Consider the following 15,391-nt stretch of genomic DNA (forward strand, 5'->3'; position numbering starts at 1 on the left):
CTGACACACGCCGGGTGCCGCGTGGAGTCCCGAAGCTACCGCTCGGGGCGCCACACGACGAGCGCCTGCGAGGACGGAGCGCGAGGTGGCCGCTGGCCCGGGCGGACAGCCACGACCTCGCCGCGCGGCCCCACGGCGAAGACCCTCGCGCCGACCGACAACGCCGCCTGTGCCGCGGCGAGCTCGGACGACAGCTCCTCGACCCTCGACCGCAACGCAGTCACGTGGTTCTCGAGGTCGAGGATGCGCTGGATGCCGGCGAGCGACACCCCCTCCTGAGAGAGTCGCTGGACCTCGCGCAGCAGCTCGACGTCGCGCGTGCTGTAGCGTCGCCCGCCCCCGCGGGTGCGGGACGGGGAGACGAGCCCGAGGCGGTCGTACTGCCGGAGGGTCTGCGCGTGCATCCCGGCGAGCTCCGCGGCGACGGAGATGACGAAGACGGGGGCGTCGTCGTCGTGCCCACCGGGGCGGGCGCTCTTGCGGGCCATGGTCGTCATCTCCTCTCGTCAGGCTCGGGCGCGCCGGAACAGCTCGGCACGCGGGTCGAGGCCGTCCTCCGCCGCTGCCATCTTCTCGACGGCCTCGCGGGCCTCGTCGGTCAGCCGCTGGGGCACGACCACCTGCACCTTGGCCAGGAGGTCGCCCACGTGGTCCCCGCGCTTGACGCCGCGACCCTTGAGCCGCAGGACCCGGCCACTCGGCGTGCCGGGGGCCACCTTGACCTTGACGGAGCCGCCGTCGAGCGTGGGCACGGCGACAGTGGCACCGAGCGCGGCCTCCGCGAACGTGACCGGCAGATCCACGGTGAGGTTGTCACCCTCGCGCCCGAAGACCGGGTGCTTGTCGACCGAGACCGTGAGGATGAGGTCACCGGCCGCGGCACCGGGGTCGCCCTGACGACCCTTGCCGCGCAGGCGGATCCGCTGGCCGTCCTTGACGCCCGGGGGGATGCGGGCGTTGATGCGACCGAGGTCTGGCGAGCTGAGCGAGACCGTGGATCCCTGGACGGCGTCGCGGAAGCCGATGTGCGTGCTGGCCTGGACGTCGGCGCCGGGACGGGGACCAGCGGTCGCGCCGTAGCCGCCGTAGCCGGCGCCGGGCGCCGCGCCACCGAACATCTGGCCGAGGATGTCCTCGAGGTTGGGCTGGGCCCCCGCGCCGCCGGTGTTGAACCGGACACGCTGCCCGCCCGGTCCCCCGGCACCTCCGAACGCGGAGAAGATGTCCTCGAATCCCGCGCCCGAACCCCCCGCGCCGCCGGCCGTGAAACGGGCCCCGCCGTGTGACATGGCGCGGATGGCGTCGTACTCGCGACGCTTCTCGGGGTCGCTGAGGACGGAGTACGCCTCCCCGATCTCCTTGAAGCGCTCCTCCGCCTTGGTGTCGCCGACGTTGTGGTCGGGGTGCATCGTGCGGGCGACCTTGCGGTACGTCTTCTTGATCGTCGCGGCGTCGGCGTCCTGGGGCACGCCGAGGATCGCGTAGAAGTCCTTCTCGAACCAGTCCTGACTAGCCATGGCGCACCTCCTCCTTCACGGGAACCCTGTCGCTGCTCCCATCATCGGGTATGCCGCCGGGCTGCGTGCGCAGCCCGGCGGCGGACGTCTCAGGCAGGGTCGGCAACCGACACCCGCGCGGCGCGAACGAGCCGGTCACCGATGCGGTAGCCGGGCTGCAGCACCTGGACGACGGTGGTGCCCGTCGCCCCTTCGGGAAGCTCCGCCTCCACGTGCATGAGGGCCTCGTGGACGTTGGGGTCGAACTCCTGGCCGGCCTCGCCCAGCCGCTCGACGCCGAACCGGCCGAGCGTGGACTCGAGCTTGTCCGCGATGGCCGCAAAGGGACCACCTGCGAGATCGCCGGCCTGGCGCGCCATGTGGATGTCATCGAGCACGGGCAGGAGCGACTCGACGACGCTGCCGACCGCGGTGTGGCGGATGACGTCGCGGTCACGGTCGACGCGCTTCTTGTAGTTGACGTACTCGGCCTGCAGTCGCTGCAGGTCCGCGAGCAGAGTCGCGGCCATCGTGTCCTCCTCGGCGAGGGCGAGCCCCTCGGCCTCCTCCACATCCGCAGCCTCGTCCGACGGGACTGACCGTCCGGACTTCACGGACTCGCCTGCGGCGTGGTCGAACTCGTCCTCACCGCCCGGTTCGGACGAGGCGCCCGGCCCACCCTCGTAGTAGGTGTGGTGGCGCTCGCCGTGGGCCGGGTCGCCCGAGCCGGCCCGGGGCGGGGTGCCGGCGGCGTCGCCGCCGGCACCCGTCGCGCCCGTCGCGCCCGTCGCGGTCACGTCGGGCTGGTCGCCGGACGTGCCGTGGTTCGGGGAGTCGGTCACTTGGCGTCCTTGACCTCGTCGTCGTCGACGACCTCGGCATCGACGACGTCCTCGTCGGCCGCGTGGGACGACCCGGCGGACTCACCCGCGGGCGCACCGTCCTGGCTGCCGTCCGAGCCGGCGGCGTTGGCCGAGGCCTGCTCGGAGGCGTAGACGGCCTGACCCATGGCCTGGGACTTCGTGTTGAGGTCCTCGACCTTGGCCTTGATGTCGTCGGCGCTGGCCTCGGACCCTTCGGCGATGGCGGCCTTGAGGTCGGCGAGCGACTCCTCGACCGGCGTCTTCACGTCGGCCGGGACCTTGTCGCCGGACTCCTTGAGGAAGGTTTCGGTGGAGAAGACGAGCTGCTCCGCCTGGTTCTTGACCTCGGCCTCCTCGCGACGCTTGTGGTCCTCCTCGGCGTGCGCCTCGGCGTCCTTGACCATGCGGTCGATCTCCTCCTTGGACAGGGCCGACCCACCGGTGATCGTCATCTTCTGCTCCTTGCCGGTGCCCTGGTCCTTGGCGGAGACGTTGACGATGCCGTTGGCGTCGATGTCGAAGGTGACCTCGATCTTCGGCACGCCGCGCGGGGCCGGAGCGATACCGGTCAGCTCGAAGGTGCCGAGCGACTTGTTGTGCTGGGCGATCTCGCGCTCACCCTGGAAGACCTGGATGAGGACCGACGGCTGGTTGTCGTCGGCGGTGCTGAAGATCTCCGAGCGCTTCGTCGGGATCGCGGTGTTGCGCTCGATGAGCTTGGTGAAGAGGCCACCCTTGGTCTCGATGCCGAGCGAGAGCGGCGTGACGTCGATGAGCAGGACGTCCTTGCGCTCACCCTTGAGGACACCGGCCTGCAGGCTCGCGCCCATGGCGACGACCTCGTCGGGGTTGACGCCCTTGTTGGGCTCCTTGCCGCCGGTCATCTCCTTGACGAGGTTGCTGACGGCGGGCATGCGGGTGGAGCCACCGACGAGCACGACGTGGTCGATGTCGGCGACCTTGATGCCGGCGTCCTCGATGACCTTGTGGAAGGGCGCCTTGGTGCGGTCGAGCAGCGACTTGGTCATCTGCTCGAACTGCGCGCGGCTCAGGTTCTCGTCGAGGTGGATCGGGCCCTCGGGAGTCATCGAGATGTACTGCGCGGAGATGTTGGTGCTGGTCGCGGTGGAGAGCTCCTTCTTGGCGCGCTCGGCCTCGTCCCGCAGGCGCTGCATCGCGATCTTGTCCTTGGACAGGTCCTGGCCCGTCTTGTTCTTCACCTGGGTGATGAGGTGCTGGACGATGACGTCGTCCCAGTCGTCACCACCGAGGTGGTTGTCACCGTTGGTGGCGCGCACCTGGATCGTCGCGAAACCGTCCTCGGCGTCCTTGCCGACCTCGAGGAGGGACACGTCGAACGTGCCGCCGCCGAGGTCGAAGACGAGGATGAGCTCGTCCTCCTTGCCCTTGTCGAGGCCGTAGGCGAGCGCGGCCGCGGTGGGCTCGTTGACGATGCGCAGCACGTTGAGGCCCGCGATCTCACCGGCCTCCTTGGTGGCCTGGCGCTCGGCGTCGTCGAAGTAGGCGGGGACGGTGATGACGGCGTCGGTCACGGTCTCACCGAGGTAGGACTCGGCGTCGCGCTTGAGCTTCTGCAGGATGCGGGCGCTGATCTCCTGCGCGTTGTAGGTCTTGCCGTCGATCTCGGCCGACTTCCAGCTCGTGCCCATGTGGCGCTTGACCGAGCGGATCGTCCGGTCGACGTTGGTGACGGCCTGTCGCTTGGCGACCTCGCCGACGAGCACCTCGCCGCTCTTGGAGAACGCGACGACGGACGGCGTCGTGCGCCCGCCCTCGGCGTTCGCGATGATGCTCGGCTCGCCGCCCTCGAGGACGGAGACGGCCGAGTTGGTGGTACCGAGGTCAATTCCGACCGCACGTGCCATGGGTGACTCCTTGGATGCTGATGCTGATGGTCTGGTGAACAGGTCCTCGCTCAATCTGCTCCGACCCGGCCGTGATTGTCAAAACCGGACTCGCAAATCTTGCGTTCACTGGACTCAACTTCGGGGATGGAGCGATTGTTCCCGAGCGAGACGTCAGCACGACGCCGGCAGCGCATCCTGGAGCGCACCCGAGCTGCGGTAGTCGAGCCGGATCTGGGCGCTCTTCGGCACGGCGATGGCGCGCCCCGTACGGCGGTCCCATCCGGTCGGCAGGAAGATGTACTGCCCGTTGGAGTTGAGCAGGAGCACCAGCCCCGAGTAGCGGTAGCGATAGGCGCCCGACTCGTCGGTGCAGCGCAGCGTCCGGACCCCGGGAGCCGTGATCCCCAGCGCCTTGTCGCTGTAGAGGACGACCTGCGGGCGCTCGCCCAGGGAGCGGGCGAGCGCCGCGGCGCGCCCACGGCCCACGGACGCCGAGTAGTCGCCGGTTGCCCAGAAGAGCGACATGGCCATGACGAGGGTGAGGGCCGTGAGCTCCGCGACCCGGGCCCCGCGTGAGTAGCTGAGGCGGCCCGCACGGACGGTGTGTCCGGCCACGCTGAGGAGCGTGACCCCCAGCACGAGACACAGCGGGGCGACGGCCAGCCTGTCGACGAGGACTCCCCGGCCGAAGAGGCCGAGCACGCCGTTGATCGCGAGCACGGCCCCGACCACGGCGGCGACGGGCGCCGCCCAGGCGGCACGCAGCACCGCGCCCGGGTCGGAGCGGCGCACCAGGTTGAGCACCCACGTCATCACGAGGACGAGCAGCGCGATGACCACCCCCGGCACGAAGAGCCCGTCCTGGGTCGTCAGGAGGTAGTCGGTGCTCGAGAAACCGAGCGACGTCGGGTCGATGCCGAACCAGCCGAACAGGGCGGTGGTGTGCGACCAGCCGAAGAAGACGAGCAGCGCCGTGACGAGCGTCGCCGGTGCGACCACCTGGCCGAGCACCTTCAGGACCGGGGGCAGCTCGTGCAGGACGCTGGGCGGGGTTGCCGCCGGCGTGGACCGGCTGTCCGCCGGCTGGCTCGCGTCGCCCTCGCTCGACTCACCCTGACGAGCCATCGGACTGTCCGCTGCTCGGCACACCGGTGTCCGTCCCGCCGGTCGTCCCGGAGCCCGGGGCGTCGGTGGTTGTGGTCGTCCCGGAGCTCGGGACGTCTGTCGACGGCCCGGTGTCCGGCGTCGTGCCGTCCGTCGACGAGCCCGACCCGTCGAGCCCGTTGGCCCGGTCGCAGTCCTCCTGGGACTCGGTGAGCACCCGGACCGTCGACCCGCGCGGCGCCCGCGTGGCGGGGTCGTAGCCGGCGAAGCAGGGGCCCTCGCCGTACACGAGCTTCACGCAGAGGTCGTGACCGCCGCACGCCGTGATGAACAGGTCCGGGATGCCTGCGCGGATCTCGTCCATGGTCACGTGCTTGTCCGGGATCGACGGGACGTCGATCGGCGAACCTGCCGCCTCGTTGCCCCCGTCTGCCCCGTTGCCGCCGCCTCCGCTGCTGCTGCCGCCTCCGCTGCTGTTTCCACCGCTGCTGTTGCCGCCACTGTTGTTGCCGCCACTGTTGGCGCCGTTGCTGCTGCCTCCGCCGCCGCTGGTTCCGGCGCTGGCGGAGCCGGCCGAGTCAGTGGGGCTGGTCGAGGGTTGCGTGGCCGACTCGGTGGGCACGACGGACTCGGTGGGCACGACGGACCCGGTGGCCCCGTTCTCGGTCGCACCGGCAGGCGTCTGCGCCCGGGTGCACCCGGTGACGAGGACGAGGGTGCAAGCGGCGATCGCGAGCCCCTGTCCAGCGCGCGTGATGCCGATGAGTTGGCGTGACATGGTCGCCTCCCGCGGGAGTCCTGCTGAACTGCTTTGTCAGAGTGATTCGTGAAGGTGCTGATACGGCTGCGGCATCTCGTCATCGTCGAGGTCCACCGTGGCAGGTCCGCGGGGCCGGCACCGCCGGGGCGGCGGCGCCCGTCCGGCGTCAGGCGGACGAGGCCTGCGCGGCGGCGAGGGAGTCGCCGCGCCAGCGCGGCGGACCGAGCAGGATGGGGCGCTCCTGCACCCACGCGTGGTCGTCGGCCCCGATCTCGGCGTCGATGAGTGCCTCGAGCTTGGCCGACAACGACTCGACGAGCCCGAGGTGGTCGGGGTCGGAGGCGAGGTTCTTCGTCTCGCCGGGATCGCTCTCACGGTCGTAGAGCACGACGTCGTTGTCCCGCACCAGGTCCTCGACCCCGCGCGGTCGGTTCGGCTCGAGCGGAGAGAAGTAGCGTCCGAAGGTGTAGCGCTCGTCGGTCCAGCCGCGGAGGAAGCCGCGCTTGCGCCAGTCCGGCCGCAGCTCGCCCGACTGGACGCGAGCCGGTGCATCCCGGCTGCCGAAGGCCCGCCAGAAGTCGGCGTCCAGGGTGAGCACCGACTCCACGGCGGTGAGCACGCCCTCGCGGACCCGCGCCTCGGGGTCCAGGACGACGGGTGCCAGCGATCGGCCGTGCAGCCCCTCGAACTCCGACCGCAGCCGCGCCGGGTCCACACCGGCCAGCTCCAGGACGGTGGGCGCCAGGTCGACCGCGGAGCCCAGGGTGTGGCTGATCCCCCCGCCGGCGACGTCGGGGTGGACGACGACGAGGGGCACGTGGAAGTTCTCGTCGTAGACGAGGTTCCCCTTCTGGCGAAGCCCGTGTGACCCGGCCATCTCTCCGTGGTCCGAGGTGAACACCACGACCGTGCGGTCGGCCTGACCGGACGCGGCGAGGGCGTCGAGCACGAGCGCGACGCTGCGGTCCACGTCCCGGATGCAGTTGAGGTAGAAGTTGATCCCGAGCCGCCACTGCTCCGGCGAGGTGATGTCGCCGAACATCGCGCTCGCCAGGCCCGCGTACTCGCGCACCGCCTGGGGCGCGCTCGACAGGTCGTCGCCGGCCGTCGCCGGGAGCTCGAGCTCCCACACCTTGTTGTAGATGGGCGTGTCGGCCGGGGGCCGGACCTTCACCGCTTCGGCGAGGTTCGGTGGGGGTGCGATCGAGCGCCGGCTGCCGTAGTCGTAGCTCATGACGTCGTGGGGGTTGACGAAGTTGACGGCCATGAACCAGGGCTGGGTCTGCGCGACCACCGGGGCGCGGTCGCGGAGCCACTTGACCGCCTGACCGGCGATGACGGGGTCGATCTTGAGGCCGGCCCAGGCGCCGCCGTCGATGTCACCCCAGTCGTTGAACTCCGCGAAGCCGTAGGGCTCGAGCTCGTCCACGGTCGAGGTCTGCTTCGTCGGCGACAGGTACGCGTTCGAGAGGTGCCACTTGCCCTGGTAGGACGTGTAGTAGCCGGCCGCCCGCATCATGGTGCCCAGGGTCCCGAGGGCGGGGTCGAGAGGCCGGATGTAGGGCATGTTGTCGTTGTCGTAGATCTGGGTGATCGGCACGTGCCGGCCGGTGTACATCACCGAACGCGAGGAGCTGCACATCGCCGAGGCGACGTAGTAGCGGTCGAAGGTCGTGCCCCGCTCGGCCAGCCAGTCCCGCGCGGGAAGGCTGAAGCCCTCAGGTGTCGGCAACGACCAGCGCTGCTCGTCGGTGGTGATGAGCAGGACGTTGGGACGGCCCGCAGGACCTCCCAGTCGGGGGGTGGACTCGGACATGAGGACTCCTTCGGGGCACGGAGAGGAGGGGCGTCTTCGCGAGTCCGAGGCGGTGGCCCCGGCCCGTCAGATCTCGGCGAGTCCGCCTCCGGCAGCAGTCGACTCCTGCTTGTGGCGGCTCCGACACCGCGGCCATGGTTCCGACGATAGCGCCGACTCCGACGGTCGGGTCGGGACTGGAGGAAGCGCCGGAAACGTTCGCTTGGAGCCTTTCGCCCCGCGCTGCCCGACCCGTCCCGGGAGCCCGACCCACACAGGGAGGCTGCGTAGCGTCGGGTCACGGCGACACACTCGGAGGTGCGTGGTGGGACGACTCTCGGACAGCGCCGCAGTGGCTCTGCTGTCGCTCGGACTGGTCACGATCTCCGGCTGCTCGGCCGCGACCAGCGGGAGCGTCGACGGGAGCGCCGCCCCCGGATCGAGCCGGGCGACAACGACATCCGCGACGTCGGCGACGTCGGCGACCGCGTCGGCACCTTCAGCCCGCACGTCCAGCGCCGCACCGTCGGCGACCTCCCCCGCGGCCGGAGCCACCCGGACCCGGGCCACCCCCTCCACCGCCCCGTCCCGGGCTGCGGCCAAGGGGTCCGTGCGGGTCCTCGCGACGTCGGCCACAGGTATCGACGTGCCGTGGGGGCTCGCCCTCCTGCCCGACGGCGCCGTGCTCGTGACGGCGAGGGACGACTTCCGGGTCTTCCGCCTCGACGTGTCCGCCGGCCGGCTGACACCGGTGGGCACGGTGCCGGGCGTGGTGAGCAACGTCGGCCAGCAGGGAGAGGCCGGGCTGCTCGGCGTCGCCGTGTCACCGACGTTCACGCGCGACAGGCTCGTCTTCGTGTACTACTCGACGTCGGCCGACAACCGCATCGCCGCGGTGACGTACGACAGCAGCCGGCCGGCCGGACGCCAGCTCGGCAGGCCCAGCGTGATCGTCAAGGGCATCCCCCACAACGTGCACCACGACGGGGGCCGTCTCGCCTTCGGTCCGGACGGCTACCTCTACGCGACCACGGGCGAGGCGCAACAACCCGCGCTCGCCCAGGACAAGAGCTCCCTCGGCGGCAAGATCCTGCGGATGACGGCCACCGGCCGCCCGGCTCCCGGCAACCCCTTCGGGACGCTGGTGTGGTCCTACGGCCACCGCAACGTCCAGGGCATCGCGTGGGACGCCGCGGGGCGCCTCTGGGCGTCCGAGTTCGGCGACCACAGCGAGGACGAGCTGAACCTCATCCGCCCCGGCCACAACTACGGGTGGCCCCAGACCGAGGGTCGCACCAACGTGCCCGGCATCACCGGACCCGTCGCCCAGTGGGGGCCGCCCGAGGACTCCCCGAGCGGCATCGCGATCGCTCGGGGCGCGGTCTGGATGGCGGCGCTGCGTGGACAGCGCCTCTGGCGCATCCCCCTCGACGGCAGCGCCACGGCGGCGCCACCCCAGGACTTCCTGGTCGGGCGCTACGGGCGACTGCGCAGCGTGCTCGCGGTCGGGCCGGACACCCTGCTGGTGACCACGAGCAACCGCGACGGCCGCCAGAGCCCTGGCCCCGGGGACGACCGGATCCTGCTCCTGCGGGTCAGCTGACCGGCCCCGGCGAGGGGCTGCCCACACGTCCGGCCGCTTCGGTCCGCGGGGAGCCGGCCGGTCCGGGCAGGCGCACGCTGGCCACCGTGGTCAGCACCGGGTGGGCGTCGTCACCGCCGCGGATCTCCCCGCCACGCCAGACGATGGAGAGATCGCGTCCCTGGACCGTCAGCTCGGCGAGGCAGTTGTCGAACCACGGTCCGTCGGTGACCACCCACGGGTAGGCCGGTTCGGGTACGTGCTTCGAGTGTCGGGTGACGAACCTCATGGGCCGCACCAGCCCCCGGGCGAAGGCCGACATCATGACGCGGACCATCCGCGGCATCGGGTTGCGGATCGGCGAGCAGACCGCCTGCACGATGCGCGAGCTCGCGCCGTACCGGGTCCTCGCGTCCACGACCTCGGCGACGTAGGAGTTGTGGACGTCACCGGACAGGAAGACGATGCTCGCCGGGGCCCGGCCGCGCTCCCCCCGCGCCACCTCCATGACCATCTCGAAGACCTCGACGAAACCGTCGTTGAACGCCGCCCAGTGCTCGAGGTCGATCGACTGACGGGCCTTCTCGGCCCCGGCGGCCACGAGACGCCCGCGCGTGCCCATGGCGAGCGCCTCGTCGATGGCCTCGAGGTCGTGCAGCCCCGGGGGCAGCAGGAACGGCAGCGACGTGCCGATGAGCAGGTGCTCGACGTCGCCGGTGAGCTGCTGGTCGAGCCAGTGCATCTCGTCGGGGTCGAGCATCGAGCGGTGCTGCGGCTGGAGCACCCGGGCGGCTCGCGAGTCGACGACGACGAGGCGGCTGTCGCCGAGGTCGCGGCGGTAGCTCCAGCGGTAGACCTCGGGGTGACGGTCGGCCCGGCGCGCCAGGTCGAAGACCGCCTCGGTCAGGTCCAGCTCGTCGCCGCCGCTCGCGTGCTGCCCGTCGAGGACGCGGGCATAGACCTCGTCCTCGGCGAGCTGCGACGGGGAGAGGTTGCCGATGTGCTGGTAGACCCAGTAGGAGGAGAGGCCCCCCATCAGGCGCTCGTGCCACCACGGAGTGCGGTTGATCTCCTCGTGCCACGTCCACGAGGTGTTCCAGTCGTCGCGGATGTCGTGGTCGTCGAAGATCATGCAGCTCGGCACGGTGGACAGCAGCCAGCGGTTGGCCTCGTCACCCCACGCCAACTGGTAGAGGTGCGCGTACTCCTCGTAGTCCTTGATCTCCTCCCCCGGCGGCTCGTCGAGGTCCCGGCGTGCCGCGATGAACTCGCGCATCGCCTCGGACGTCTCGTCGGCGTAGACCTGGTCGCCGAGGAAGGCCACGAGGTCGGGCCACTCCTCCTCGCCGCGGGCGAGCGCGAGCGCGAGCGTCCGCAGGGCGTCGACACCGTTGGTCTCGTGACCCTTCCGGTCGTGCGGCACCGAGGTGCGGCACGAGCCGAAGAGCAGCCGGGTGGGCCGCGCGCGGTCGATGGTGCGGATCCGCGGCGGCGGGTACGCAGCGTCCGGCTCGGGCCACACGGGCGTCCCGTCGATGCTCACGGCATACTCCCAGGACCCGCCGGACTCGAGGCCGTCGACGACGACGAGGGCGTAGTGGTGGCCCTTGACGACGAAGGTCGGGGCGGTCCAGTCGCGACCGTCGACGTGGACGGTCACGACACCCGACACGGACGTCTCGACCCACACCGTGGCGTCGGTCTCGCCGATGTAGCGCAACATCGGGCCGAGCACGAGTGGGGCGATGGCGTCGGGCGCGGAGTCCTGCGTCGGGTCCGGGGCGGCATCGGATTCGCTCATGCCACAGGCTTACTCCACGTGGGCGGCACCGGGGGACGAAAGACCTGTGACGGATCTGTGGAGGTCCCCGGGTGGGCGGTCCTGGTGCTCACCGGGCGAGGTGCTCGTCGAAGAAGGCGAGCATGCGCCCCCACGCGTCGGCCGCGACCTCCGCGTTGTACTTCGAGGGCGAGGTGTCGTTGAAGAAGGCGTGCCCCACGCCGTGGTAGACGCGTGCCGAGAAGTCGACCCCGGCCTGGCCCATGCGCGACTCGAGCTCGGGGACGCCGTCGGTGATGCCGTGGTCGTCCTCGCCGTAGAACGCGAGGACCGGACAGCCGATCGTCGCGGGGTCGGCGTTCTCGGGGAAGTGGCCGTAGAACGGCACCGCAGCGCGCACCCGGTCGTCGGCGGCCGCGAGGGCGAACGCATACGTCCCTCCGAAGCAGAAGCCGACGACGCCCACCCGGCCGTCGACACCGGGCTCACCGGCGAGGGCGTCGACGACGGCTCGCAGGGCCGGGACCGCCCAGGCGGCGAACTCCGGCTGGCGCGCGGGGGTCGTCGCCGCGCGCATCTGCGGCTGCGCGGCGAGGCGGTCCTCCTCGGACGCGCTGAACATCAGCTCGAAGAGGCGAGCCCCGACCTCGGGCGTCAGACCGACGTGGCCGAGCAGGTCGGGCGCGACGGCGACGTAGCCCTGGGCGGCGACGCGGTCGGTGACGTCCTTGATGTGATCGGCCAGGCCCCAGATCTCCTGGATGACGACGACCGCGCCGCGCGGCTCGCCGGTCGGGTCCGCGCGGTACGCGGTGAGGTCGTGCTCGGGGAAGTCGATCATCGTGCCCATGCCACATTCCTACCCCCTCCGGCTGGGCCCCCGACGATGTGAGGATGGGCCCATGAGTCGCCGACCCTCGACGCCCGCGCCCGGTCGACGCGCTGTCGAGCTCCCGTATGCCGTCCGCCGTGCCCTCGCCCACGTGCGCGCGCTCTCGAGCGGCCGACCTCTCGACCCGACGCTGCGCGTCACGCTGAACTTCCATCCAGACCGGCTCGTGCGCGGCGAGCCGATCCTCGCCGCCATCGCGCGCGACGGCGTCTACCGGTCCCAGTTCGAGACCGGGACGAGCAACGGCGGACTGACCGCCCACCCGGGCGGTGACCGGTGGCGCTGGGAGAGCCGGATGTTCGGGGGCGCCTACGACGACGCGGAGCCGGCGCTGCGACCGAAGTACGGCGGACTCGACCTGCACCGGCGTCCCTACGGTGCTGCGCCCCGCTTCGGGTCGGCCCACGTGCGCCTGGCCGCGCACACCCTCGAGCGCACGACGTTCTGCTTCCCCGACAGCGTCTTCGAGCCCGAGCACTTCGGCAGCTCAGAGGCCTTCGGCCTCGAGGAGGTCGCCACCGGTGCTGACCACGACCTGCTCGACGACTACGTCGAGGCGCACGTGCACGGGGTGGTCCACCTGGCCGAAGACGCTGAGGCGCTGGTGCTCGACCCCGGCTACCGCGGCACCGACGTGGACGAGCACGCGTCCGCGCTCGGGGTGCCCGTCGAGTGGCACCCGGGCTACCGCCTCGACGTCGCGACGCTGCGAGCCCACCCCGACTACCGCGGCCCTGAGTTCGTCGCTCTCGGTGAGTCGCTCGCCGTCGACGGCGTGCTCACCCCGCAGATCGTCGGCGCGGCGGCCCGCGAGGGACGGCACGACGAGCAGTCCCTCAAACGCGTGTGGCACTACCTCGCGCGGTTCGGGTCGACCGTCAGGGGGTGACCACCGTCGTGACGACGGTGGTGACCGACGGTCGCGCCGGCGTCGAGGAGAATCCGAACCGGCACGGCGGGTCGACCGGGGCCAGCGTGCCGAGAGACTCACCGTCGAAGACGCCCTCCAGGGCCGTCACGGCGTGCAGGTCCGTGGCTCCGTAGTACTCACGCCGGCCCGCGAGCGCCGTGCCGCGAGTTCGCACGCCACGCAGGGCGACTCGTGCCACGGTGTCGACCGCGGTCGCCCAGGCGGGACTCGACGCGACGCGCACGGGGACGGCGCGCAGGACCCGACCGAGCGGCAGGCGCCCACCGACCGTGAGGTCGAGCGACAAGGACGGCGACTCGACGTGCCAACGGGACCGGCCCGAGGTCACCGCGATCGGCTCGAGGCGCACCTCGTCGAAGACGTAGGTCGCCTCGATGAAGGCCGCCACCTCGGGACTCGGCGCGACGAGCACCCGGTGCCCGCCCGTCGTCTCGACCATGGCGTCGCCGAACGACCCGAGCGGCGTGCGCTGCCAGGACCCGACGACGACCCGGACGCCGGAGGTGGAGCCGACTCCGGCGATCTGTCCGTGGAAACGCTGTGCTGGCACGCCCTGAGAGTAGGTCAGCGCCGGTCAGGCGACCCGGTTGACCGTCTCCTCGATGCCGGCGACGAGCTTGCTGTAGTCGTCGGTGGGCGAGCCGCCGAGCACCGACCCCCAGGCGGGGACCAGCTCGGGACCGTAACGGTGCCCGTAGCCGTCGGGCGGGTCGTGGCCCACCGCCATGTCGGTGGTCAGCTGCCAGAACGTCACGAACGGGATCCACGTGACGTCGGGGTTGACGTCGGGGCCGCGCGGCTCGCGCAGCCAGTCCGGCTCGGCGCCGAGCAGGGCCGGGTTCCACCACACGACGGGATCGGACGCGTGCTGGGCGTAGACGAAGCGCGGGAAGTCCCACGCGCCGTAGTCGCGGCCGTACGAGTCGTGGGTCAGCTGGTCGCCGTTCGCGGCGAAGCGGATGTGCAGGCCTGCGTCGACGACCGGCACGATCTCGGGCGACCCCTCGTTGCGCCGAGCGGTCAGCGACTGCCAGATGTCGGTGAAGCTCGGCGTGCCCACCCACACGCCACCCTGGGCGCGGGCCAGCATGTCGTCCGCGCTCGCGAAGGCCGCCTGACCGCCGTAGGAGCCCAGCGACTCCCCACCGACGACGAGCTGCGGACGGTCGTCGGCCGGCAGCGTGCGCCACACGGCATACACCTTGTCGAAGAGCGCCTTGCCCGCCTCGCGCGGGGTGTCGCGGTCGGTCATCATCGACATCGCGCTCGGCAGGTAGGAGTACTGCATCGCGGCGATCGCGCTGTCACCGTTGCTGAGGTACTCGACGGACTGCGCCGACCAGTCGTCGACCCAGCCGGTGCCCGTCGTCGTGAAGACGGCGAGGACCCGGCGGTGGAACGCGTTGGTGCGCTTGAGCTCCGCGACGACCGCGTCGGCGACGTCGGCGATCGTGCGGTCGGCGGTGCGGCCGGCGTAGACCCGGATCGGCTCGATGGCGCCGCGGTCGGTGGCCGCCGTGATCTGCGCGGGCGTCGGCGCGCTCGTGACGAACATCTGGCCCTGGTAGCCGAGGCTGTCCCAGGACTCGAGCGACCCGGGACCACCCGAGCGCAGGGGTGACGTCGGCGCAGCGCGGCCTGTCGGCGCGGTGTTGACCTGGGCGGCGACCCCGGCGAAGGCCTGCATGCCGCGGTGGAAGAGCACGCTGTCGGTGACCCAGGCCGTCGTCAGCGCGACGACGAGGACGGCGATGACGGTCGCGATCGTCTTGGGCAGGACGTGGCCCGCGGCCTGGGCCAGCTGGTGCGTCGCACCGCGCAGGCCGCGTGCGACCGCGAGGAAGAGGACCGCGACGAGGGCCGCGAGCACGAGCGCCAGCGCCCAGTCGAGGGGGTCGAGCGGAGCCAGCTGGACGAACGCCGCCGTGCGTGCCTGCGCACGAACGTTGGCCACGGTCAGGCCGAGGACGGCGACCGCGCCGAAGACCGGCGCCGCGACGAGGAGCCAGTGCCGGGCTTCGCCGCTCACCGCGACGCGCAGGTCGATGAGCCGGGAGACCTGCCGCACGACCCAGGCGACGAACACCCCGAGCGCGTAGCCGACGACCGCGCAGAGCCCGCTGATGAGCCCCTGGTAGTACCACGTGCGCGGCAGCAGGCTCGGCGCCATCGAGGTGAGGAAGTAGGCGGCGCCGAAGAACAGCCCGGTGCGCGACAGGTGCCACCACGCGCGACCCGCACCGTGGTGGCTGCGATGGTCGGACGCGTCGGACATGCTCTCAACAGTAGGTCGCCGCCCCGCCGCCCCGCTTCCGGATAA

Annotated in this window: 13 protein-coding genes; 2 read left to right on the forward strand and 11 right to left on the reverse strand. The window is 71.6% G+C overall.

Annotated elements, in window-relative coordinates; all coding sequences use genetic code 11:
* Positions 1-35: 35 nt before the first annotated feature.
* The 7 genes from ABD831_RS02400 to ABD831_RS02430 all read right to left on the reverse strand — a co-directional run bounded on the left by ABD831_RS02400 (position 36) and on the right by ABD831_RS02430 (position 7,907).
* Complete coding sequence (locus tag ABD831_RS02400; protein ID WP_142176456.1) at positions 36-497, reverse strand: heat shock protein transcriptional repressor HspR; 462 nt, start codon at positions 495-497, stop codon at positions 36-38.
* Between the two features lie 9 nt (positions 498-506).
* Positions 507-1,517, reverse strand: a complete 1,011-nt coding sequence (locus ABD831_RS02405; RefSeq protein ID WP_344940991.1) for a DnaJ C-terminal domain-containing protein — start codon at positions 1,515-1,517, stop codon at positions 507-509.
* 89 nt (positions 1,518-1,606) lie between these two features.
* Positions 1,607-2,338 (reverse strand): nucleotide exchange factor GrpE, encoded by a 732-nt coding sequence (locus ABD831_RS02410; RefSeq protein ID WP_344940993.1) that lies wholly within the window; start codon positions 2,336-2,338, stop codon positions 1,607-1,609.
* Positions 2,335-4,245, reverse strand: coding sequence for a molecular chaperone DnaK (gene dnaK, locus ABD831_RS02415; RefSeq protein ID WP_344940996.1), 1,911 nt, complete (start codon positions 4,243-4,245; stop codon positions 2,335-2,337). Before dnaK ends, ABD831_RS02410 begins: the two co-directional genes overlap by 4 nt.
* Positions 4,246-4,398: 153 nt before the next feature.
* A complete protein-coding gene (locus ABD831_RS02420; RefSeq protein ID WP_344940999.1) occupies positions 4,399-5,352 on the reverse strand; it encodes a hypothetical protein in 954 nt (317 codons plus the stop codon).
* On the reverse strand, positions 5,336-6,109 hold the full coding sequence (locus ABD831_RS02425; protein WP_344941001.1) for a hypothetical protein: 774 nt from the start codon (positions 6,107-6,109) through the stop codon (positions 5,336-5,338). Before ABD831_RS02425 ends, ABD831_RS02420 begins: the two co-directional genes overlap by 17 nt.
* Positions 6,110-6,257: 148 nt before the next feature.
* Positions 6,258-7,907 carry a sulfatase family protein gene (locus ABD831_RS02430; protein ID WP_344941004.1) on the reverse strand — a complete coding sequence of 550 codons (1,650 nt, stop codon included), beginning with the start codon at positions 7,905-7,907 and terminating at the stop codon, positions 6,258-6,260.
* 304 nt (positions 7,908-8,211) lie between these two features.
* On the opposite strand from ABD831_RS02430, the gene ABD831_RS02435 reads away from it, so the two are divergent.
* Positions 8,212-9,489: a PQQ-dependent sugar dehydrogenase gene (locus tag ABD831_RS02435; protein WP_344941006.1), complete on the forward strand. Its 1,278-nt coding sequence runs from the start codon at positions 8,212-8,214 to the stop codon at positions 9,487-9,489.
* On the opposite strand, the gene ABD831_RS02440 is transcribed toward ABD831_RS02435, so the two are convergent.
* Together ABD831_RS02440 and ABD831_RS02445 are read right to left on the reverse strand one after the other, a co-directional pair.
* Entirely contained in the window at positions 9,482-11,269 is a 1,788-nt protein-coding gene (locus tag ABD831_RS02440) for an alkaline phosphatase D family protein (RefSeq protein WP_344941009.1), read from the reverse strand. The two genes, ABD831_RS02435 and ABD831_RS02440, sit on opposite strands and share 8 nt — an antisense overlap.
* Before the next feature lie 88 nt (positions 11,270-11,357).
* Positions 11,358-12,098: a dienelactone hydrolase family protein gene (locus tag ABD831_RS02445; protein ID WP_344941012.1), complete on the reverse strand. Its 741-nt coding sequence runs from the start codon at positions 12,096-12,098 to the stop codon at positions 11,358-11,360.
* Positions 12,099-12,150: 52 nt separating this feature from the next.
* Between ABD831_RS02445 and ABD831_RS02450 the strand changes: the two genes are divergently transcribed.
* Positions 12,151-13,029 (forward strand): DUF3626 domain-containing protein, encoded by an 879-nt coding sequence (locus tag ABD831_RS02450; RefSeq protein ID WP_344941015.1) that lies wholly within the window; start codon positions 12,151-12,153, stop codon positions 13,027-13,029.
* Here ABD831_RS02450 and ABD831_RS02455 read toward each other — a convergent pair.
* Positions 13,019-13,621: a hypothetical protein gene (locus tag ABD831_RS02455; RefSeq protein ID WP_344941017.1), complete on the reverse strand. Its 603-nt coding sequence runs from the start codon at positions 13,619-13,621 to the stop codon at positions 13,019-13,021. The genes ABD831_RS02450 and ABD831_RS02455 overlap by 11 nt on opposite strands.
* A 24-nt stretch (positions 13,622-13,645) precedes the next feature.
* Entirely contained in the window at positions 13,646-15,346 is a 1,701-nt protein-coding gene (locus ABD831_RS02460; protein ID WP_344941020.1) for an alpha/beta hydrolase, read from the reverse strand.
* Positions 15,347-15,391 lie beyond the last annotated feature (45 nt).

Source organism: Terrabacter ginsenosidimutans (genome assembly GCF_039539425.1).
In the GTDB taxonomy this organism is placed as follows: Bacteria; Actinomycetota; Actinomycetes; order Actinomycetales; family Dermatophilaceae; genus Terrabacter; species Terrabacter ginsenosidimutans.